Here is a 20,917-nt window from a genome sequence, read left to right on the forward strand (position 1 = left end):
TATTTTAAATATCAGAACAAAATAAAAGATAATGGCTAAAATAAAAATGAAAAAGAAGTCAACATCGACAGACATGACTGCGATGTGTGATGTTGCGTTCCTTTTGCTTACGTTCTTTATCTTGACCGCTACTGCTAAAGTACCTGAAGCGCTTCCTGTGGATATGCCTTCATCTACTGTACAAAGTAAATTACCAGATTCAGATTTGGCAATTATTACAATAGGTAAAGGAAAAGACGGGAAAACCAAGGTGTTTTTTGATATCAAAGGAAGAGAAATCCGTAAAAAGACTCTTGAAGGAATGGGAGCAAAATTCGGTGTAACTTTTTCAGATCAGGACAAAGAAAAATTTGCTTTAATGGATGACTTCGGTGTGCCAATTACAAGTTTAAAGCAAATCATCGATATGAAATCGGCTGACAGAACTAAAGCAGAACAACCTGGAATTCCATTTGATTCTGTAGACAATCAGTTGAAAGAATGGCTTTTAATTTCAAGAAGAGCTACAATCGACCTTGATGATAAAGAATTGCAGATTGCAATTAAAGGAGACGCGAAAGAAGAATATCCACAAATCAAAAGAATTATGGATATCTTGCAAGATCAGAAAATCAATTCCTTTAACCTGGTTACTGGAATGAGAGGAAAAGACTTTTAATTAAAAAAGATACAGTAAAATGGCTGAATTAAATACCGGCGACGGTGGCGGCGGGAAAGGCGGCAAAGTAAGAAGCAAAAAGCAAAGTTCAAAAGTCGATTTAACGGCTATGGTGGATTTGGCATTCTTATTGATTACCTTCTTCATGTTGACCACATCGTTGTCAAAACCTCAATCGATGGATTTGTCATTGCCAGATAAGAGTCCAGATGAAACAAAAGATAAACCAGTAAAAGTTGATGAAAATCGTACTATGACAGTAATGTTAGGGGAAAATAATAAATTGACTTATTACATGGGATTGTTAGAGTCTCCTATTGCAGGACCTAAAGATATCGCTTATGGTAAAGATGGGATTCGCAGAGAGTTGCTAAAAAGAAAGAAAACAGTTTTAGAATACTCTGCAGGTTTAGGGAAACCTAAAAACGGGATCATTGTTATTATCAAACCAACTAAAAAATCAACTTACCGCAATTTAGTTGATATGTTGGATGAAATGGCAATTACTGGAGTAGATACTTATGCGATTGTTCCTGAGTTTACACCAGAGGAGACTAAATTGATAGATAAAAAATAAGATCTGTCTTGTTTTAACATCCTAATAATCAAGAATTATGAAATTAGATATTATAAAAAATCAGTGGCTTGATATCGTATTCGAAGGACGTAATAAGATATATGGCGCATACGAGCTGAGAAAATCAAACGGTAAAACTACAGTAAAAGCACTTGTACTGGGTTCTATCTTCTTTAGTTTCGCTATTGCAGCTCCTCTTATTGCGAGCTATTTGCCAGAATCTAGTACAGAAGAAGAGAATAAAGATATTAAGATCGCAACGGTAAAATTACCTCCTAAACCAAAAGAGGATATAAAACCTAATCAACCGCCGCCACCACCGCCGCCACCAAAAGTGGATCAGGTGAAATTCGTAAAGCCGGTTGTTGCTAAGGCGAATGAAGTTACCGAAGATCCTCCAAAAATTGAGGAACTTAAAGATAAAAAAGTAGGTTCTGAAACAATTAAAGGAGATCCGAATGCAGTTTTAACTGTAGACGAACCAGTAGGTAAAGGACCGGTTTCTCAGGTTGTAGAAGAAGATAACAGTGTATATAACACAGCTGGTATCGAGGTAAAACCTGATTTCCCTGGAGGTATGGATAAATTCTACAAATTCGTAGGAAATAACTATAAAACTCCTGAAGAAGAAGGTTTAAAAGGTAAAGTTTACGTTACGTTTGTAGTTGAAAAAGACGGTTCATTAACCGACATTAAAGTTTTAAGGGATATCGGTTACGGTACAGGAGCAGAAGCAATTCGTGTTCTTAAAAAATGTCCAAAATGGACTCCTGGCGAGCAAAATGGTAAAAAAGTGAGAGTACTTTACTCTTTACCTATTACTATTCAATCTGCAGAATAATGTTAAAAGATAGACTTAATAATATTCAGAAGAAATCGCTCAAAGAGCGATTTCTTCTTGTTTTAGGAATACTGTTTTTTTTAATATATCTTGTACTGGGTTTAATGATCATGTTTTGGGAAAAACTTCCTTTGGATATGGAGCCAAAATACAGATATGCTTTTGGCGGACTACTGATTGTTTACTCTGCAATCCGTTTTTTAAGATTAATGAATTCAAATACAGAATAATATGCTGAAATATAGTAAGTTTTTAGGTTTAGTTGTTTTTGTCTTTTTGTTTGTGAAGTGCAACCAAAAAAGCAAAAATGAATCTGATAAAGAAACAATTTTAAAGGGAGCTTTAGATATTACAGTTGACGAGACTGTAAAGCCCATTGTGGATGATCAGGTTGCTGTGTTTGAAGGAACTTATTATGGAGCTAAAATTACAGTACATCCAAAATCTGAAGCTGAGTTAATAAATGATTTATTAAATCAGAAAACAAAAGTAGTTGTAACAGCCAGAAATCTGACTGAAGAAGAAATCAGCAGATTTGAAAAAAGTAAAATAAAACCTCGCGTTACTCCTTTTGCTACAGATGCCATTGCTTTTATTTCAAGCAAAAGCAATAACGATACATTAATTGCGTTGAAAACTGTGTTGGATTTTATGCAGGGTAAGCCGGATGCCAGAATTAAAGGGCTTGTATTCGATAATCCTAATTCCAGTACAGTTCGATACATGAAAGAACTGGCAAAAGTTAAAGATATTCCGGCAACGGGAGTCTTTTCTTTTAAAACAAATGATGAAGTGATTAAATTCGTTTCTGAAAATGAAGGTATGATTGGTATAGTGGGCGTGAACTGGTTATCACAGCCTTCACCAAATATGATTGATATCGTAAAAAAGATAAATGTTTTGAGTGTAAAAGGATTAAAAGATGATAAATATTATAGCCCTACTCAAAACGACCTGGCAGAGGTAAAATATCCTTTGGCACGTGATTTGTTTATCATTAACTGTCAGGGGTATTCCGGTTTAGGAATGGGGTTCTCTTCATTCATTGCCGGCGACATTGGACAAAGAATAATTCTAAAATCTGGTCTGCTTCCGGTGCGAACTCCGGGCAGGAAACTGCAGATTAGAAGTGAAATTTTAAAAGATAACGAATAAATTAATTACTATAAAGATGAATAAATTTAAAATTTTTAGTCTTGCTTTGATTGCTGCAGGTTCTGCTGCAAACGCGCAGGATATTAAAGAAGCAAAAAAGGCAATTGACGCTGAACAATTTCAAAAGGCGAAAACATTACTTAAATCTATCATTAAAGCTAAACCTTCTGATGGTGAAGCAAATTTTGTTTTAGGAAATGTATATTTAAATCAAAGCGTTGTTGATTCTGCTAAAATTTATTATTTAAACGGAATTGAGGCGTCTGATAAGAAAAACCTAAACTATATCGGATTAGGTCAAATCGATCTTGATAATAAAAATGCATCTGCAGCACAGGCAAATTTTGCTTTGGCTACAAAAGACATGAAACGTAAAGATGTAGAAGAATTTATCTACATCGGTAAAGCATATACAAATTCTAATAATCCTGATTATAATAATGCTATCGCAAGTTTAAAAAGAGCATTGGCAATTGAACCACAAAATGCAAATGCACTTTTAGCTATCGGTGATGCGTATTATGGAGCTAATAATCAAAATGATGCTTACAAATCGTATCGTGATGCATTTACTGCAGATCCAACTCTTTTAAGAGCTAAAATGCAATTGGGTGTTTTATTGAAAGGAGCTAAATCTTACGATGAAGCTATTAAATCTTTCAATGAAGTAATTGCATTGAATCCTAATTATGGTCCTGTTTACAGAGAATTGGCTGAAACATATTACAAATGGGGAAGAAACAAAACATCTACCGCTAAAGTAAACATGCAGAACGCGATTACAAACTACGAGAAATACCTAAGTTTGACAGATTACTCTTTAGATTCTAAAATGCGTCATGCCGATTTCTTAATCTTGGTTAAAGATTACAAAAGCTTAGAAACTGTAGCAAACAAAATGATTGCGGAGGATAAAGTAAATCCTAGAATTTTCAGATATTTAGGTTACGCCGCTTACGAAAACGGAAACGTAGATGTGGCTATTAAATCTCTTGAAGATTACATCAAAAATCCTTCTAACAAAGTAATCGGAAGCGATTACATGTATTTAGGTTTAGCTAAAATTAAAAAAGGAACAAATGCTGAGGGTGCTGTAGATCAGGCAGCTTTTGATGCAGGTATAGCTAATATTAAAAAAGCTGTAGAATTAGAACCATTAGTAGTTGAAGAACTTGGAGATTATGGTAAAGAATTATTCGGTAAAAAGCAGTGGGCACAGGCTGCAGCTATTTATGAATTAAGTTCAGCTAATTCTGAATCAAGAAATTATTTGACTGATAATGTTTACTACGGTATCGCTCTTTATTATGCAAACTTAGATAAAAAGGCTACATCACCAGAAGTTGCAGCTGATTTAGCTAAAGCTGATGCTGCTTTTGACAGAGTGTTAGTAGCTTCTCCTTCTTATGATGAAGCTTATCTTTATAAAGGAAGAATAGGTAACTTATTAGAGAAAGAAGATCAAATCGTTAAAAACTACGAAACATACATCGCTAATATGACTGCTAAAGGTGCAGAAGAATTAGCGAAACCTGCTACAGTTAAGAAAATAGTTGAAGCATACAATAGTATTGGTGCAAGTTATGCTAATACTGATAAGGCTAAAGCGATTGAATATTTCAATAAAACTTTAGTTTTAGATCCTGCAAATGCTTATGCTACACAATCTGTAAAGTCTTTAAAATAATAAAAACATACGATTAAAAATTAGAACCGGTAATTCTTAGTGAATTATCGGTTTTTTTGTTCCGTATTTAATTAACTATCTTTGCGCATTAAATTAGAATAATGTTATCAAAAGAAATACAATTAGAAGTAAATAAAGGAGCTATGCTGCCTTTAATGGAAGAGTTTTATACCATACAAGGTGAAGGCTTTCATACCGGAACTGCGGCTTACTTCATTAGAATTGGAGGATGTGATGTAGGATGTCATTGGTGTGATGTAAAAGAAAGCTGGAATGCTGACTTGCATCCGCCTACTAATATTGATGTAATTGTAAATAACGCATCAAGTTATGCAAATACTGTTGTTGTTACAGGAGGTGAGCCTTTAACCTGGGATATGACATTGTTAACTCAGGAATTAAAAAATAAAAATTTAAAAGTGCATATTGAGACTTCCGGAGCTTATAAATTAAGTGGTACGTGGGATTGGATTTGTCTTTCTCCAAAGAAAAACAAACTGCCTACGAAAGACGTTTATGATAATGCGCACGAATTGAAAGTGATTATTTATAATAAACACGATTTTATTTTTGCAGAAGAGCAGGCAGAACTTGTAAATGATAATGCTATTTTGTTCCTACAGCCTGAATGGAGTAAAAAAGAAGAAATGACACCTTTGATTGTAGATTATGTTATGAATAATCCAAAATGGAGAGTTTCATTGCAAACGCACAAGTATTTAAATATCCCATAAACAAAAAAAACTCTCCTGGACTGGAGAGTTTTTTGTTTTATGAAATATACATTGTGTAAAAAAGAAACATTTCTAGTCCCAGTTTTTGTGCTTTTTTAAATTGGTTATGTGTGCCAAATGATGATTACTATGCCAGGCATACATTCCGATAATTTGTTTGATGCGAATTTCTGAATTGTTTTCAGGATGAATAAAAGATTTTTCTAAATCAGCTTCTGATAAACTTTTCATTAAATAAGCCAGTCTAAAATGAAGTCCTTCTAATAAACTTAAAGTAGGTTCTATCGGCATTTTTAAATTGTCCGGTAATTCACACCATAATTTTTCGTCATACGGTTTTATAATCGGATTGTTTTCTGTCAGTGCCCATTTTAATCTTATAAAACAATTCATATGGCTTTCGGCGCAATGGTGAATGACTTGTCTGACACTCCATCCGCCCGGACGATATTCTGTGTCTAATTTTTCATCATTAAAATGAATAACTTCTTTTTTTAGTCTTTCAGGAAAACTGGCAATTTCTTCAATTTTGTTCAAAAAATATTCAGAAGTAAAAACCTCTGGCGCCTTAAATTTTCCAATAGGATATTTTAGCGTTTCTAAATCTAATTCTGTCATTGGGTTTGGTTGGGTTTATTTAAATAGAAAGTTTGGCTAAATAATCATAATGCTCACCTTCCAGAATCAATTCACATTTTAATCCGTTTGCAATTGCGGCATTTTGAAGTGTGTTATAATCAAGATACAACCAGTCAAAAGGTTCTTCTTTTTCTCCTTTGTACGTTATGTTGAAAATCAATTCCCCATAATATTCAGTATCAGAAGGAATCCATTTTCCGCCGTCTTCATCTTCATCAAACATGTAAACAATGTCAGAGCTGTCAATTAAAATCTGCCCTCCCGGATTCATCAGAGATTTTAATTTTGACAAATAAGTGTTGCAGTTTTTTAATTTTCCAAAAATACCCGTTCCATTCATTAATAAAAGGATAGTATCAAATGTTTCGCCTTCAAAATCCAGAATATTTTCTATTTTGGTATTTTTTACACCTCGAAGTCTGCAGGTTTCAATTGCTTTTTCGGAGATATCTATAGCTGTTACTTCTAATTGACGTTCATTTTGGAGTGATAAACTATGGCTTCCGGCTCCGCAGCCAACATCTAAAATTTTTCCAAAAGCCAGCTGTAAAGCTTTTTGCTCAATTTTTGGCATATCATTATAAGAGCGAAATAAATATCCAACACTCATCTCGTCTTCTTCAGAAATTGAAGTTTCGGTAATAATATCTTCAGGCGAGTTGTTTGTCTGGAAATCGTACATCGCTTTTCCAAAAAGATCTTTCATTTTAATTCAAAGTATAAGGTTTCAAGTTTAAAGTTGTTTAATTTTGCAGATCAACTTTAAATTTTAAACTTGAAACAAATTTTAAATAACTTAAATAAGTCAGCCAAAGATAAGCATATCGAAAATAAAAAGTATTTTGATAAGCTTAAAAAGAAGCAGCCAAAGAATTTGGATTATGTAATGCAGGATCTGCATGATGCCGAATTCAAAAAAACGGATTGCTTAGAATGTGCTAATTGTTGTAAAACAACAGGGCCTTTGTTCACTTTGGCGGATATAGAAAGAATTTCAAAATCTTTCAGGCAAAAACCACAGCAATTTATAGATCAGTACCTGCGTATAGACGAGGATAAAGATTATGTTTTAAAAAGCGTGCCCTGTACTTTTTTGGATAATGAAAATTATTGTATGATATATGATGTTAGGCCAAAAGCCTGTCGTGAATTTCCGCATACAGATCGCAAGAAATTTTATCAAATTTCTGATTTGACATTAAAAAATGTTGCCATTTGTCCGGCAGCCTATAATATTGTCGAAGAAATGAAAAAGAAGCTTCCGTTGTAGAAACGTTATATTTCGTTTTTTTAAATGTATTTTTGAAATACCCGAATTTGAATAAAGAATAATTATACTAAGAGATATAAATTGAATATAGAATATTTTATAGCAAAAAGACTTATAACTGCAAAAGATCATAAAAGCAGTATTTCAGCGCCAATTATAAAAATTGCTATTTCTGCAATTGCTATCGGTATGATTATGATGATTGTTTCAGTTGCAACAGGAATTGGTCTGCAGCAAAAAATACGTGAAAAAGTTTCTGCTTTTAACGGTCAGGTTATTATTTCAAACTATGACAATAATAACTCAGAGATTACGTTGGTTCCAATTTCAAAGAAACAAGATTTTTATCCCGGTTTTAAATCTGTTCCTGAAGTGACCCATATCCAGGCAATCGCAACCAAGGCGGGAATTATAAGAACTGAAAATGCTTTTGAAGGAATTGTTTTTAAAGGAGTAGGTGCCGATTACAACTGGACTAATATAAAAGAATATTTAATAGAAGGGGGGCTGCCGGATTTTTCAAAAAATCTTAATGAAGATGTTGTGATTTCAAAATTTCTTGCCAACAGACTTAATTTGAAATTAGGAGACAGTTTTAATACCTTTTTTATTAAAGAAGAACAAGGAAAAATGCCTAATAGCCGCCGATTTAAAATTGTCGGGATCTTTAGTTCCGGATTTCAGGATTTCGACGCGACTTATATTATTGGTGATATAAGACACGTTCAAAGGATTAATAAATGGAATCCAGATCAAATAGGGGCTTTTGAAGTGTTTGTAAAAGATTTTACAGCAATTAAGGAAACGGGAAATCAAATCTATGAACAAATTTCTTCGAATCTTGATACGAAAACAATCACAGAAAAGTATAGTTATATTTTTGACTGGCTGCAATTGTTCGATTTTAATATAATAGTGATTCTGGGAATTATGATTTTGGTTGCTACAATTAATATGGTAGTTGCATTACTTGTTTTGATTTTAGAACGAACCCAGATGATTGGGATTCTGAAAGCGTTAGGAGCAAATAACTGGACAGTTCGTAAAGTTTTTCTCTATAACGCATTCTATTTAATAGTTCGGGGATTGTTTTGGGGGAATTTAATAGGGGTTTTATTGTTGTTAATGCAACAGCAATTCGGAATCATACAGCTTAATCCGGAAAACTACTATGTAAATACCGCACCCGTATATTTAAACTGGGGTTATGTAGCTTTGCTGAATCTGCTGACTATTTCAGTATGTTTTGTGGTGTTGTTAATTCCATCATATATAATAACAAAAATTTCTCCAGTCAAAGCAATTCGTTTTGACTGATGGTATAGGCTTTGAATTTGATTTTTGCATTTGTCAGATTAGCAAATAATTTTAATACTATATATAGATTTCACGGTACGTAACCCGACAGTTTTAAAAACATGTCGGGTTTGTTTTTTGTGTATATTAATGTATATGGCGTAGATGACCGTTCTGTATTTCTGTAGAGATGCGCCGAAGTGCTTCTACATCCAGTGGTTTTTAGGCTGTATAATAAGATAAGGTTGTATAAGAGTTTAGTTTAGTCTGCCAACAGTACCCGGTGAGTATTAGTAATTAGGAGCTTTATCCCGCTATACGCTTCAATCTTTTGGCGCCGAACGCCGGCTGGAAAGGATTTCCGCTTCTATCGGGGCTAAGGGATCGGTCTTTGGAGTGAGTTTTAGGGAGAAAGACTTATTTGTAAAGATTGAAAAATCGCCTAAAAAGAAGTGAAAACACTAAAAACTCCTCATAAGTCGCAATCCAAAACCCCGGCAAAATGAGAAAAATGCGGCCGAACTAAGAAAAACCGCACAGGGAATAAAAAACTTTGGAATGTAAAAATGCTGTTATCAGTTAGTTAAGAAAAAGAGTAAAAAAAGATTAAAAAAACTCTTGAAAAAAGCTTGTGGAAGTGGAAAAAGGTTCTACTTTTGCACCCGCAACAGCGAAAAACGCTCTTCGAAATACTGACAAGGATTTGAATTAAGAGAGAAAGAAAATTTCTTGAAAAAAAAGATTCAAAAAAGCTTGTGAGATTTGAAAATGCTTTTTACATTTGCACCCCGCAAAACACGGAAAGTTCCTTGAGAGATTGATAAGAGAGATTAGAAAACGAGACGAAAAAAAAGTTTCAAAATTTTTTAAATTTTTCTTGCCAGAAACAAAAAGAATTTTTAGTTTTGCACCCGCTTTGAGAAACAAGCGATAAAGATTAAAAGAATACGTTCGTAGACATATTGAATTGACAGCCGTCCCGATTACTCGGGACATAAAAAATAAGAGTAATAGAATTGAGAGATTCGAGAAGAACCGATAGAATCTGCATCGCATAATAATATAAAAATATACGATGAAGAGTTTGATCCTGGCTCAGGATGAACGCTAGCGGCAGGCTTAACACATGCAAGTCGAGGGGTATGCTTCTTCGGAAGCAGAGACCGGCGCACGGGTGCGTAACGCGTATGCAATCTGCCTTTCACAGAGGGATAGCCCAGAGAAATTTGGATTAATACCTCATAGTATTACGACCCGGCATCGGGATGTAATTAAAGTCACAACGGTGAAAGATGAGCATGCGTCCCATTAGCTAGTTGGTAAGGTAACGGCTTACCAAGGCTACGATGGGTAGGGGTCCTGAGAGGGAGATCCCCCACACTGGTACTGAGACACGGACCAGACTCCTACGGGAGGCAGCAGTGAGGAATATTGGTCAATGGACGCAAGTCTGAACCAGCCATGCCGCGTGCAGGATGACGGTCCTATGGATTGTAAACTGCTTTTGTACGAGAAGAAACACTGATTCGTGAATCAGCTTGACGGTATCGTAAGAATAAGGATCGGCTAACTCCGTGCCAGCAGCCGCGGTAATACGGAGGATCCAAGCGTTATCCGGAATCATTGGGTTTAAAGGGTCCGTAGGCGGTCTTGTAAGTCAGTGGTGAAAGCCCATCGCTCAACGGTGGAACGGCCATTGATACTGCTGGACTTGAATTATTAGGAAGTAACTAGAATATGTAGTGTAGCGGTGAAATGCTTAGATATTACATGGAATACCAATTGCGAAGGCAGGTTACTACTAATTTATTGACGCTGATGGACGAAAGCGTGGGGAGCGAACAGGATTAGATACCCTGGTAGTCCACGCTGTAAACGATGGATACTAGCTGTTGGGCGCAAGTTCAGTGGCTAAGCGAAAGTGATAAGTATCCCACCTGGGGAGTACGAACGCAAGTTTGAAACTCAAAGGAATTGACGGGGGCCCGCACAAGCGGTGGAGCATGTGGTTTAATTCGATGATACGCGAGGAACCTTACCAAGGCTTAAATGCAGACTGACCGATTTGGAAACAGATCTTTCGCAAGACAGTTTACAAGGTGCTGCATGGTTGTCGTCAGCTCGTGCCGTGAGGTGTCAGGTTAAGTCCTATAACGAGCGCAACCCCTGTTGTTAGTTGCCAGCGAGTAGTGTCGGGAACTCTAACAAGACTGCCAGTGCAAACTGTGAGGAAGGTGGGGATGACGTCAAATCATCACGGCCCTTACGCCTTGGGCTACACACGTGCTACAATGGCCGGTACAGAGAGCAGCCACCTCGCGAGAGGGAGCGAATCTATAAAGCCGGTCACAGTTCGGATCGGAGTCTGCAACTCGACTCCGTGAAGCTGGAATCGCTAGTAATCGGATATCAGCCATGATCCGGTGAATACGTTCCCGGGCCTTGTACACACCGCCCGTCAAGCCATGGAAGCTGGGGGTGCCTGAAGTCGGTGACCGCAAGGAGCTGCCTAGGGTAAAACTGGTAACTAGGGCTAAGTCGTAACAAGGTAGCCGTACCGGAAGGTGCGGCTGGAACACCTCCTTTCTAGAGCCTTAGTGTTAGCTTTAATGAGCACGCTTAGGAAATAAGATGCAGGAAATTGAGGTTCTGAATCTGAGATTGTATTACTCTTGCTGTTAATTTAAAAAAATGAAAGAATTAAGTAAAACAGAGTCTCGTAGCTCAGCTGGTTAGAGTACTACACTGATAATGTAGGGGTCGGCAGTTCGAGTCTGCCCGGGACTACTTTTTTAAGCTTCTTGATTAAAAATTAAGAATTAAAAATTAAAAAAGACTGTTAGCTTAATAAAAAAAAGGAAATTTTAGAAGTTGAAAGATTAAAGGATCAAAAGTTCATAATTTTTAATTCACGATTTTTAATTTTTAATTAAAATGGGGGATTAGCTCAGCTGGCTAGAGCGCCTGCCTTGCACGCAGGAGGTCAACGGTTCGACTCCGTTATTCTCCACCATCCCGGTAAATAGGGAAAAAGTTCATTGACATATTGAGATAAGAAAATAATAAGAAAGTAGAAAGCGTTTTTTGTTGTAGTAGAAATACAAAGACAGAAAACAAAAAAAAACGGTCTCATTTTAATAATGAGATTGGTACAATAAGCAAAATAAGGGCGTATGGGGAATGCCTAGGCTCTCAGAGGCGATGAAGGACGTGATAAGCTGCGAAAAGCTGCGGGGACTGGCACACACAGATTGATCCGCAGATATCCGAATGGGGCAACCCGTTATATTGAAGATATAACACACCGATAGGTGGGCAAACCCGCTGAACTGAAACATCTAAGTAGGCGGAGGAGAAGAAAACAAAAGTGATTCCGTAAGTAGTGGCGAGCGAACGCGGATTAGCCCAAACCAATGTTGTTACGGCATCATTGGGGTTGTAGGACCGCGACATTTTATGCACAAGGAACCGGAAGTTTCTGGAAAGGAACGCCATAGAGGGTGACAGCCCCGTATGGGTAACAAGTGTAATAGATAGCGGTATCCTGAGTAGGGCGGGGCACGTGAAACCCTGTCTGAATTTGGCGGGACCATCCGCTAAGGCTAAATACTCCTGAGAGACCGATAGTGAACCAGTACCGTGAGGGAAAGGTGAAAAGAACCGTGAATAACGGAGTGAAATAGATCCTGAAACCATACGCTTACAAGCGGTCGGAGCCCTTTCGTGGGGTGACGGCGTGCCTTTTGCATAATGAGCCTACGAGTTAACGCTGCTGGCAAGGATAAGTACTTCAGGTATGGATCCGCAGCGAAAGCGAGTCTGAATAGGGCGCTTTAGTCAGTAGTGTTAGACGCGAAACCGTGTGATCTACCCATGGGCAGGTTGAAGCTGTGGTAACACACAGTGGAGGACCGAACCGGTTGACGTTGAAAAGTCTTCGGATGACCTGTGGGTAGGGGTGAAAGGCCAATCAAACTCGGAAATAGCTCGTACTCCCCGAAATGCATTTAGGTGCAGCGTTAGTTATAAAGTTATATAGAGGTAGAGCTACTGATTGGATGCGGGGGCTTCACCGCCTACCAATTCCTGACAAACTCCGAATGCTGTATAATGTTCACTAACAGTGAGGGCTTGGGTGCTAAGGTCCAAGTCCGAGAGGGAAAGAACCCAGACCATCAGCTAAGGTCCCCAAATATATGCTAAGTTGAAAGAACGAGGTTTGTCTGCCCAGACAGCTAGGATGTTGGCTTGGAAGCAGCCATTCATTTAAAGAGTGCGTAACAGCTCACTAGTCGAGCGGACGAGCATGGATAATAATCGGGCATAAGCATATTACCGAAGCTATGGATTTGACGTAAGTCAAGTGGTAGGGGAGCATTCCAACAGGGTTGAAGGTGTATCGTAAGGTATGCTGGACCGGTTGGAAAAGAAAATGTAGGCATAAGTAACGATAATGCGGGCGAGAAACCCGCACACCGAAAAACTAAGGTTTCCACAGCTATGCTAATCAGCTGTGGGTTAGTCTGGTCCTAAGGCGAACCCGAAAGGGACAGTCGATGGCTAACGGGTTAATATTCCCGTACTACTAATTACTGTGATGGGGTGACGGAGTGATGAAAGCGCCGCGAACTGACGGAATAGTTCGTTGAAGTACCTAGCTATAGGTCCTGTAGTAAAATGCGCAGGAACTGGTGAAATACGATAGTACTCGGAGTCTTCGGACAAAGAGATAGTGCGCCTAAGGGCTTCCAAGAAAAACCTCTAAACTTCAGGTAGTTAGTACCAGTACCGTAAACCGACACAGGTAGTTGAGGAGAGAATCCTAAGGTGCTCGAGAGATTCATGGCTAAGGAATTAGGCAAAATAGACCTGTAACTTCGGGAGAAAGGTCGCCCCGAGCAATCGGGGCCGCAGTGAAAAGGTCCAGGCGACTGTTTATCAAAAACACAGGGCTCTGCAAAATCGTAAGATGACGTATAGGGCCTGACACCTGCCCGGTGCTGGAAGGTTAAGAGGAGATGTTATCTTCGGAGAAGCATTGAATTGAAGCCCCAGTAAACGGCGGCCGTAACTATAACGGTCCTAAGGTAGCGAAATTCCTTGTCGGGTAAGTTCCGACCTGCACGAATGGTGTAACGATCTGGACACTGTCTCAGCCATGAGCTCGGTGAAATTGTAGTAACGGTGAAGATGCCGTTTACCCGCAGTGGGACGAAAAGACCCTGTGCACCTTTACTATAGCTTAGTATTGACCTTGGATAAATGATGTGTAGGATAGGTTGGAGACTATGAAGCGGCGTCGCCAGGCGTTGTGGAGTCATTGTTGAAATACAACCCTTTGTTTATCTGAGGCCTAACCCCGCGATGTGGGGGACAGTGCTTGGTGGGTAGTTTGACTGGGGTGGTCGCCTCCAAAAGAGTAACGGAGGCTTCTAAAGGTTCCCTCAGTACGCTTGGTAACCGTGCGTAGAGTGCAATGGCATAAGGGAGCTTGACTGAGAGACATACAGGTCGATCAGGTACGAAAGTAGAGCATAGTGATCCGGTGGTTCCGCATGGAAGGGCCATCGCTCAAAGGATAAAAGGTACGCCGGGGATAACAGGCTGATCTCCCCCAAGAGCTCATATCGACGGGGGGGTTTGGCACCTCGATGTCGGCTCGTCACATCCTGGGGCTGGAGAAGGTCCCAAGGGTTGGGCTGTTCGCCCATTAAAGTGGCACGCGAGCTGGGTTCAGAACGTCGTGAGACAGTTCGGTCTCTATCTACTGCGGGCGTTAGAAATTTGAGTGGATCTGATTCTAGTACGAGAGGACCGAATTGGACAAACCTCTAGTGTATCTGTTGTCCCGCCAGGGGCACCGCAGAGTAGCTACGTTTGGAAGGGATAAGCGCTGAAAGCATATAAGCGCGAAACCCACCACAAGATGAGATTTCTTTTAAGGATCGTGGAAGATGACCACGTTGATAGGCTATAGATGTAAAGGCAGTAATGTCATAGTCGAGTAGTACTAATAATCCGTAAGCTTATGTACACCCTTTTCCTCTCTCGTCCCAGACGAGAGAGGAGGAAACTTTCTAAAGTATGCTTATTGTGTTTCTTTATCTCAGTATGTTAAAATATTTGCTCGACGCAGAGCAGTCTTTAAGTCGAAAGATTAAAGTTAAAAGTCAAAAGACTTTACCACTTTAAGACCTTTGACTTTAGACTAACAACCTTAAGGTGGTTATTGCGGCGGGGCTCACCTCTTCCCATCCCGAACAGAGAAGTTAAGCCCGCCTGCGCAGATGGTACTGCAGTTTTGTGGGAGAGTATGTCGTCGCCTTTCTTTTCAAAAACCCTGTTTTTATAAACGGGGTTTTTTATTCTTTTTTGCTTGTATAAAGCATATGGTACCTTAGCTCAGATGGTAGAGCAATGGACTGAAAATCCATGTGTCCCTGGTTCGATCCCTGGAGGTACCACAAAATGCTCGGATGGTGAAATTGGTAGACACGCTGGACTTAAAATCCAGTGAACAGCAATGTTCGTGCGGGTTCAAGTCCCGCTCTGAGTACTAAAGCTTCAATTGGCTATGCTAATTGAAGCTTTTTTTTGCTTTAAACTTTTATAGAGTTAATTTAAAATATTGATATTTTTGTTTTTTAAGAACTATGAAATGAAGGAATTGATCAGTATAATTAATGGTTTTCAAAACCTAGATTCAGAAACGGAAGAAGCAGTTAAAAAATATTTTGTCAAAGAAATATTCAAAAAGAATGAGCTTATCCTGAAAAGAGGCAAAACCTGTAAAAAGATATATTTTATAAAATCAGGATTGGTTCGCAGATTTTCTCTTGAAAATGACATTGAAACAACAAACTGGATTTATACCGATAATCAGTTCTTTACTTCTTTAAGCAGTTTTTTTGAGCAAAAACCTTCTTTTGAAATTTTTGAAGCTTGTGAAGAAACGGTTGTTTATTCTGTTTCTTATGATGATGAATTAATCTTATTAACCTATCCGTTGTTTTCTAAATTCTATATCAAAATGATACGGTTGTTTCTTTCCAGGTTAAATGAATTTCATCATATATTTAGATTCATGACTGCTCAGGAAAAATATTCTTTTTTAATCACCAATTTTCCTGAAATTATAAAAAAAGCTAAATTGATGCATGTAGCTTCTCTTATTGGTGTAAGCCCTGAAACTTTAAGCAGGATACGTGCTTCGATAAATTGACATTAGGTCAATAAATAAAACATCTTTTTAATTAAAATTTGTATTTAATTTTAATAGAAAGAAATTGAAAAGTACTGTAATTAGCGATAAAGCGCTTATAGATTTAAATGTAAATATCGGAAACTATACAATTATAGAATCAGATGTTACAATAGGCGAAGGAACGTCGATTGGAAATAATGTCACAATTTTGAGTGGTACCAGAATTGGATGTAATTGTCAAATACATTCCGGAGCTGTTCTGGGTGGCGACCCTCAGGATTTGAAGTACAATAACGAATACACTCTGCTTGAAATAGGTGATCACAATATCATCCGTGAAAATGTAACTATAAATCGTGGTACCATCACTCAGGGTAAAACCAGTATTGGCAATTCTAACTTAATTATGGCAAATGCTCATATTGGCCACGATTGCAGGATTGGTCATAATTCTATTATAGGGTTTAGTGTGGGAATGGCTGGTGAAGTAACAGCGGGCGACTGGGTAAATATTAGTGGACTTACTGCAATTCATCAATTTTCTCGTATTGGGAGTCATAGTATGATAAGCGGATTGAGCCGTATCGTTAAAGATGTTCCGCCTTTTATCACCGCAGCACATGAGCCGTTGCGTTATGCAGGATTGAATACAGTTGGTTTAAAGCGGAGGGGGTTTTCTTTGGAGAAAATAGAAGTGATTAAATCAATTTACAGAATACTGTTTCAGGAAAAAAGAAATATTAGATCTGCTTTAGTGTTTATAGAACAAAATTTCAAGCCTACTATAGAAAGAGATACCATTTTAAACTTTATAAAGATGTCACAGCGTGGTATTATTAAAGGATTTAGTGAGTAAGTTTTTTTATACTTTGAAATAAAATTATTTTTTAAGAAAATTCAGCTTGTATTTTCTAATTTAGCTATTATGCAAACAGAATTATTTTTTTAATAATTTTCAAAGAAGATATATAATGAGCAGTAACAGTGCAAATCCTAAAGTTGATTTTTATTTTGATAAAGCAGATAAATGGCAGAAAGAACTGGAGCAGTTACGAATAATTGCACTCGACTGCCAGCTGACAGAAGAATTGAAATGGGGAAGTCCTTGTTATACTTTAGGAAACCGTAATATCGTTTTAATACATGCTTTTAAGGAGTATTGTGCCTTTTTGTTTTTTAAAGGAGCCTTATTAAAAGATACCGATAATATTTTAATTCAACAGTCAGAAAATGTACAGGCTGCCCGGCAGATACGTTTTCTTGGTCTTCAGGAAATTGTTGATTTGAAAGCGGTTTTAAAAACTTATATTTATCAGGCCATTGAGATTGAAAAAGCAGGATTAAAAGTTGAATTGAAAAAGACGAACGAATTTCCCGTTTCTGATGAATTTCAAAATAAGCTAGATGAAATGCCTGATCTCAAAAAAGCATTTTATGATCTGACTCCCGGAAGGCAGCGAGCTTATCTTTTGCATTTTTCTCAACCCAAACAATCCAAAACGAGAGAGGCCAGAGTAGAAAAAAGTATTTCTGATATTTTAAAAGGAAAAGGCTTAAATGACTAAATGTTTTAGAATAGTCACTTTATATTATATTTTATACTGAAGAAATTTTCAATATAATTGTAAAAGCGTATCAGGTAAAGAAAAGAATTGAAAACCAGAAAATATTTATCCGGAATTAATTTTTAAATAAAATTATGTGATTATGAGTAGTCAAAAGAATAAATTGTCAGCAGAACAGGAGGAATCGTTATTAAATGTTTTAGAAGCCCGTTTCGAAAACAATATGAATCGTCATGAAAATATTAAGTGGGATCAGGTATTGTCTAAACTGAAAAATACTCCGGAAAAACTTTGGACTCTCGATGAAATGGAACGAACAGAAGGAGAGCCTGATGTTACAGGATATGATGAAAAAACAAATGAGTATATTTTTGTAGACTGTTCACCGGAAAGTCCAAAAGGAAGAAGAAGTCTTTGTTATGATCATGAAGCCTTAGAAAAAAGAAAAGAAAACAAACCAAAAGACAGTGCTTTAAATTTAGCTTCAGAAATGGGGGTAGAAATTTTGAATGAGGCAGAGTATCGGGAATTGCAAAAACTTGGCAGATTCGACACAAAAACATCAAGCTGGATTATGACGCCGGACACGATTCGAAAACTTGGGGGTGCTGTTTTTGCAGATTTCCGTTATGATACCGTTTTTGTATATCACAATGGTGCTGATTCCTATTATGCCGCAAGAGGTTTTCGTGGTTCACTGCGAGTTTAATATTTATTGAAATTAACTATAAAATGATAGAATCCAATTTTGAGAATGCTATTTCTAAAGAGAAAAATATTCTTTTAGTTTTACAAAAAGAAGTAAACTTAGAAACTAAATATTTAATTGAGAATTTTTGCGGGATTGTTATACAAAGCTTTTCTGAGATTCAAATTCCTTTAAAAAATAAAAAGATTTACGTTTGCGGCGATATAAATCAGATGGAAGATATTGATGCGGTTTTGTTTGTAGTAAAAGAACTTTCTGATAATTACGAAAATTCACCAAATAAAAATATTCATTTGGTAACACTTGGTCAGGTGCCAATTGTAGTTTCAAACGCAGGTGTTTATTTTAGGGAAATGTTTACAGAGAATTATTTTCAAAAAATAAAGTCAGAACATGCATTTCAGAATTTAACAGAATCAAATAAAGGATCTCAGGCTTTGAGAACCGGCATTTATCTTACCGATATTTCGAAAGAAGAATCCCCGGACTCAAAAGAAAAGCTTCATTATCGTCTGTTGAGATGCTCAAGTAATTTTACAGGACCAACAGATAACTTTCGGGAAACCGATCATTTTATAATCGATACACTAAACGATTCAGTTAAATATTGTTTTGAAAAGGAAACAAAGCTTAATCATGTTCTGGCTCAAGTTTATGAGAACAAACGAAAGAATGAAGAAAACTCAAAAGATGTAAAATCGAAAATCAAAGCCCATTCGGATAAAACGAAAGACATGCCCAAGAATGGTCTTATTGCTTTTACTACTTTTTATGATGAATCTAATTTTGATCAGTTAAAACGATCTGAAAACGATAGATACGATTGGTGTTATAAACAAACCAGCGGATTAACGAGACTGCATTTCAAACTAAAAGATACTGTCGAAGAGAAAAATTGGGATAAAGAATTCAGCGTAACTTTATATCCAAATTCTGCTTTTTTAATACCACTTTCAACAAACAGACTTTATACGCACGAAATTCGGCCTTCGATGCTGAATATCGATCAGATTCCTATAAGAATGGGATATGTTGCAAGATGTTCTAATCTTGAAGCTGTGTTTGTGGATGACCAGACTTTTATTAAAGAAAATAATGAATTGATTAAACTGGTACAAATGACTTCTGCTGATATGGAAAATCTGCGTAATTCTTATTACGAAGAGAATAAAACAGAGAAGAATGTTGAGTACGGGAAAATTTATTTCAGTATGAATTCCGGCGATTACGAAAAACCTATTTATTAAAAGAATTTGAAGGAAATGAATAATCAGGATTTTTTTGTCAGTACAATTCTGCTGGAAGAAAATATATTTGATGAGTTGTCAAAATCTGTTGAATTTGAAAATGTTGCTAAGGGACGAATCGGGAACCATCTGGTAAAAATAACCGATAAGGGAGTGCCAATGGTCAGAACAACTACATTGTACACTATACCGGCTCAGGATTTTTGCAGTATACATCATAAAATTGTACAAAAGATTAATGATGCAATCCAGGGAAAAATTGAAAATAAGCTGCAGATTCAGGATTTTAATAATGCACTGATAGAGATTTACGATTGTAATTACAGTAAAATGAAATACCATTCGGATCAGTGTATGGATTTAGAGGTTGATTCATATATCTGTCTTTTTACCTGTTATGAAAATCCGGAACAATTGACAGAAAAACTTCTCAGAAGAATGAAAATTAAAAACAAAGAAACAGAGGAAGAGTTTGAAATTCCGCTCCAACATAATTCGATTGTTTTGTTTTCATTGGTGGCTAATACAAAATATCTTCATAAAATTGTACTGGAGTCTTTTTCAGGATTAAAATCATCAGAGTCAGATAACAGATGGCTCGGAATTACTTTTCGGAAATCAAAAACATTCATTCAGTTTACGGATGGAAAACCACATTTCCCAGATGGCGAAGCATTAGTGCTGGCAGATGAAGAACAAAAGAAAGAATTTTTTAAATTTAGAGGAGGAGAAAATAACAATATAAAATTTACTTATCCTAAAATGTCGTACACATTAAGTTTGGGAGATACACTTCTTCCAACAAAATGTTAAATGAAAATTATATGATTTTAGCCTTCGATACTTACTATTTCGAAAACAAAGCCAAAACAGTCTGTCTGGAATTTGAAGAATACAGTCAAAAAGAAAACTTCAAAGTTCATACAGAAATAATCGAAAATGCAGCAGAATATATTCCGGGAGAGTTTTATAAAAGAGAACTGCCTTGCATTATGAGTATGTTAAATCAAATGGATCTGCAAAAGATAGATGCCATAATTGTAGACGGATTTGTATATTTAGATGATGATAAAAAATACGGTCTGGGCGGTCATTTATATGAAAAGCTGAACAAGCAAATTCCGATTATTGGTGTTGCCAAAACAAATTTTGCCAGTATTGAAAAAGATAAAAAGGCATTACTTCGTGGTGATAGCAGTAAACCGTTATATATAACTTCTATTGGAATTGATCTGGATGAAGCGTTTAAAAATATCGAAAGCATGGCCGGCGAATTCAGAATCCCAACTCTATTAAAAGAAATGGATCGATTAACGAAAGAACTTTAAAGTATTT

The 20,917-nt window shown here is 36.9% G+C and carries 18 protein-coding genes, 4 tRNA genes and 3 rRNA genes; 23 read left to right on the forward strand and 2 right to left on the reverse strand.

Annotation, left to right across the window (positions count from 1 at the left end; genetic code table 11):
* The first annotated feature begins 31 nt into the window (after positions 1-31).
* The 7 genes from OZP11_RS17020 to OZP11_RS17050 all read left to right on the forward strand — a co-directional run bounded on the left by OZP11_RS17020 (position 32) and on the right by OZP11_RS17050 (position 5,652).
* The gene (locus tag OZP11_RS17020; RefSeq protein ID WP_281231747.1) at positions 32-658 is read left to right on the forward strand and encodes an ExbD/TolR family protein; all 627 of its coding nucleotides are present in this window, start codon (positions 32-34) and stop codon (positions 656-658) included.
* A gap of 19 nt (positions 659-677) precedes the next feature.
* Complete coding sequence (locus OZP11_RS17025) at positions 678-1,235, forward strand: ExbD/TolR family protein (protein WP_281231748.1); 558 nt, start codon at positions 678-680, stop codon at positions 1,233-1,235.
* Positions 1,236-1,272: 37 nt separating this feature from the next.
* Entirely contained in the window at positions 1,273-2,076 is an 804-nt protein-coding gene (locus OZP11_RS17030) for an energy transducer TonB (RefSeq protein ID WP_281231749.1), read from the forward strand.
* A complete protein-coding gene (locus OZP11_RS17035; RefSeq protein ID WP_281231750.1) occupies positions 2,076-2,306 on the forward strand; it encodes a hypothetical protein in 231 nt (76 codons plus the stop codon). The genes OZP11_RS17030 and OZP11_RS17035 overlap by 1 nt, the downstream gene beginning before the upstream one ends.
* A gap of 1 nt (position 2,307) precedes the next feature.
* Complete coding sequence (locus OZP11_RS17040; RefSeq protein ID WP_281231751.1) at positions 2,308-3,231, forward strand: PstS family phosphate ABC transporter substrate-binding protein; 924 nt, start codon at positions 2,308-2,310, stop codon at positions 3,229-3,231.
* Positions 3,232-3,247: 16 nt separating this feature from the next.
* Positions 3,248-4,918 (forward strand): tetratricopeptide repeat protein, encoded by a 1,671-nt coding sequence (locus OZP11_RS17045; protein WP_281231752.1) that lies wholly within the window; start codon positions 3,248-3,250, stop codon positions 4,916-4,918.
* Between the two features lie 101 nt (positions 4,919-5,019).
* Positions 5,020-5,652 carry a 7-carboxy-7-deazaguanine synthase QueE gene (locus tag OZP11_RS17050; RefSeq protein WP_281231753.1) on the forward strand — a complete coding sequence of 211 codons (633 nt, stop codon included), beginning with the start codon at positions 5,020-5,022 and terminating at the stop codon, positions 5,650-5,652.
* A 72-nt stretch (positions 5,653-5,724) separates the two neighbouring features.
* On the opposite strand, the gene OZP11_RS17055 is transcribed toward OZP11_RS17050, so the two are convergent.
* Both OZP11_RS17055 and OZP11_RS17060 read right to left on the reverse strand, forming a co-directional pair.
* A complete protein-coding gene (locus OZP11_RS17055; RefSeq protein ID WP_281231754.1) occupies positions 5,725-6,270 on the reverse strand; it encodes a YfiT family bacillithiol transferase in 546 nt (181 codons plus the stop codon).
* Between the two features lie 19 nt (positions 6,271-6,289).
* Positions 6,290-6,997: a class I SAM-dependent methyltransferase gene (locus OZP11_RS17060; protein WP_281231755.1), complete on the reverse strand. Its 708-nt coding sequence runs from the start codon at positions 6,995-6,997 to the stop codon at positions 6,290-6,292.
* A 69-nt stretch (positions 6,998-7,066) separates the two neighbouring features.
* Between OZP11_RS17060 and OZP11_RS17065 the strand changes: the two genes are divergently transcribed.
* From OZP11_RS17065 to OZP11_RS17140, 16 genes are all read left to right on the forward strand, one after another.
* Positions 7,067-7,561: a YkgJ family cysteine cluster protein gene (locus OZP11_RS17065; RefSeq protein WP_281231756.1), complete on the forward strand. Its 495-nt coding sequence runs from the start codon at positions 7,067-7,069 to the stop codon at positions 7,559-7,561.
* An 81-nt stretch (positions 7,562-7,642) separates the two neighbouring features.
* Positions 7,643-8,878, forward strand: coding sequence for an ABC transporter permease (locus tag OZP11_RS17070; protein ID WP_281231757.1), 1,236 nt, complete (start codon positions 7,643-7,645; stop codon positions 8,876-8,878).
* 1,051 nt (positions 8,879-9,929) lie between these two features.
* Positions 9,930-11,443, forward strand: a 16S ribosomal RNA gene (locus OZP11_RS17075).
* Between the two features lie 127 nt (positions 11,444-11,570).
* Positions 11,571-11,644: transfer RNA gene (locus tag OZP11_RS17080), tRNA-Ile, on the forward strand.
* A gap of 149 nt (positions 11,645-11,793) precedes the next feature.
* Positions 11,794-11,870 (forward strand) — tRNA-Ala (locus tag OZP11_RS17085).
* Positions 11,871-12,009: 139 nt separating this feature from the next.
* Positions 12,010-14,891, forward strand: a 23S ribosomal RNA gene (locus OZP11_RS17090).
* Between the two features lie 184 nt (positions 14,892-15,075).
* Positions 15,076-15,185: ribosomal RNA gene (rrf, locus tag OZP11_RS17095) — 5S ribosomal RNA — on the forward strand.
* The 16S, 23S and 5S rRNA genes sit together here with 4 tRNA genes alongside, the layout of an rRNA operon.
* 63 nt (positions 15,186-15,248) lie before the next feature.
* Positions 15,249-15,321 (forward strand) — tRNA-Phe (locus tag OZP11_RS17100).
* A gap of 6 nt (positions 15,322-15,327) precedes the next feature.
* Positions 15,328-15,413: transfer RNA gene (locus OZP11_RS17105), tRNA-Leu, on the forward strand.
* Between the two features lie 102 nt (positions 15,414-15,515).
* Positions 15,516-16,079, forward strand: coding sequence for a Crp/Fnr family transcriptional regulator (locus OZP11_RS17110; protein WP_281231758.1), 564 nt, complete (start codon positions 15,516-15,518; stop codon positions 16,077-16,079).
* A gap of 64 nt (positions 16,080-16,143) precedes the next feature.
* Positions 16,144-16,917 (forward strand): acyl-ACP--UDP-N-acetylglucosamine O-acyltransferase, encoded by a 774-nt coding sequence (gene lpxA, locus OZP11_RS17115; protein WP_281231760.1) that lies wholly within the window; start codon positions 16,144-16,146, stop codon positions 16,915-16,917.
* 115 nt (positions 16,918-17,032) lie between these two features.
* Positions 17,033-17,626: a YdeI/OmpD-associated family protein gene (locus OZP11_RS17120; protein WP_281231761.1), complete on the forward strand. Its 594-nt coding sequence runs from the start codon at positions 17,033-17,035 to the stop codon at positions 17,624-17,626.
* Positions 17,627-17,768: 142 nt separating this feature from the next.
* On the forward strand, positions 17,769-18,335 hold the full coding sequence (locus tag OZP11_RS17125; RefSeq protein WP_281231763.1) for a DUF4256 domain-containing protein: 567 nt from the start codon (positions 17,769-17,771) through the stop codon (positions 18,333-18,335).
* A 23-nt stretch (positions 18,336-18,358) separates the two neighbouring features.
* Entirely contained in the window at positions 18,359-19,582 is a 1,224-nt protein-coding gene (locus tag OZP11_RS17130; RefSeq protein WP_281231765.1) for a hypothetical protein, read from the forward strand.
* A gap of 15 nt (positions 19,583-19,597) precedes the next feature.
* Complete coding sequence (locus tag OZP11_RS17135) at positions 19,598-20,395, forward strand: hypothetical protein (RefSeq protein WP_281231766.1); 798 nt, start codon at positions 19,598-19,600, stop codon at positions 20,393-20,395.
* 11 nt (positions 20,396-20,406) lie between these two features.
* On the forward strand, positions 20,407-20,910 hold the full coding sequence (locus tag OZP11_RS17140) for an endonuclease V (protein ID WP_281231767.1): 504 nt from the start codon (positions 20,407-20,409) through the stop codon (positions 20,908-20,910).
* Positions 20,911-20,917: the final 7 nt, after the last annotated feature.

This window comes from Flavobacterium gelatinilyticum (genome assembly GCF_027111295.1).
Taxonomy (GTDB): Bacteria; Bacteroidota; Bacteroidia; order Flavobacteriales; family Flavobacteriaceae; genus Flavobacterium; species Flavobacterium gelatinilyticum.

What these genes read in the sequence shown, in the direction of transcription:
- OZP11_RS17020 (WP_281231747.1), top strand. Translation starts at nt 32, where the DNA reads ATGGCTAAAATAAAAATGAAAAAGAAGTCAACATCGACAGACATGACT.
- OZP11_RS17025 (WP_281231748.1), top strand. Translation starts at nt 678, where the DNA reads ATGGCTGAATTAAATACCGGCGACGGTGGCGGCGGGAAAGGCGGCAAA.
- OZP11_RS17030 (WP_281231749.1), top strand. Translation starts at nt 1,273, where the DNA reads ATGAAATTAGATATTATAAAAAATCAGTGGCTTGATATCGTATTCGAA.
- OZP11_RS17035 (WP_281231750.1), top strand. Translation starts at nt 2,076, where the DNA reads ATGTTAAAAGATAGACTTAATAATATTCAGAAGAAATCGCTCAAAGAG.
- OZP11_RS17040 (WP_281231751.1), top strand. Translation starts at nt 2,308, where the DNA reads ATGCTGAAATATAGTAAGTTTTTAGGTTTAGTTGTTTTTGTCTTTTTG.
- OZP11_RS17045 (WP_281231752.1), top strand. Translation starts at nt 3,248, where the DNA reads ATGAATAAATTTAAAATTTTTAGTCTTGCTTTGATTGCTGCAGGTTCT.
- OZP11_RS17050 (WP_281231753.1), top strand. Translation starts at nt 5,020, where the DNA reads ATGTTATCAAAAGAAATACAATTAGAAGTAAATAAAGGAGCTATGCTG.
- OZP11_RS17055 (WP_281231754.1), bottom strand. Translation starts at nt 6,270, where the DNA reads ATGACAGAATTAGATTTAGAAACGCTAAAATATCCTATTGGAAAATTT.
- OZP11_RS17060 (WP_281231755.1), bottom strand. Translation starts at nt 6,997, where the DNA reads ATGAAAGATCTTTTTGGAAAAGCGATGTACGATTTCCAGACAAACAAC.
- OZP11_RS17110 (WP_281231758.1), top strand. Translation starts at nt 15,516, where the DNA reads ATGAAGGAATTGATCAGTATAATTAATGGTTTTCAAAACCTAGATTCA.
- OZP11_RS17120 (WP_281231761.1), top strand. Translation starts at nt 17,033, where the DNA reads ATGAGCAGTAACAGTGCAAATCCTAAAGTTGATTTTTATTTTGATAAA.
- OZP11_RS17125 (WP_281231763.1), top strand. Translation starts at nt 17,769, where the DNA reads ATGAGTAGTCAAAAGAATAAATTGTCAGCAGAACAGGAGGAATCGTTA.
- OZP11_RS17130 (WP_281231765.1), top strand. Translation starts at nt 18,359, where the DNA reads ATGATAGAATCCAATTTTGAGAATGCTATTTCTAAAGAGAAAAATATT.
- OZP11_RS17135 (WP_281231766.1), top strand. Translation starts at nt 19,598, where the DNA reads ATGAATAATCAGGATTTTTTTGTCAGTACAATTCTGCTGGAAGAAAAT.
- OZP11_RS17140 (WP_281231767.1), top strand. Translation starts at nt 20,407, where the DNA reads ATGATTTTAGCCTTCGATACTTACTATTTCGAAAACAAAGCCAAAACA.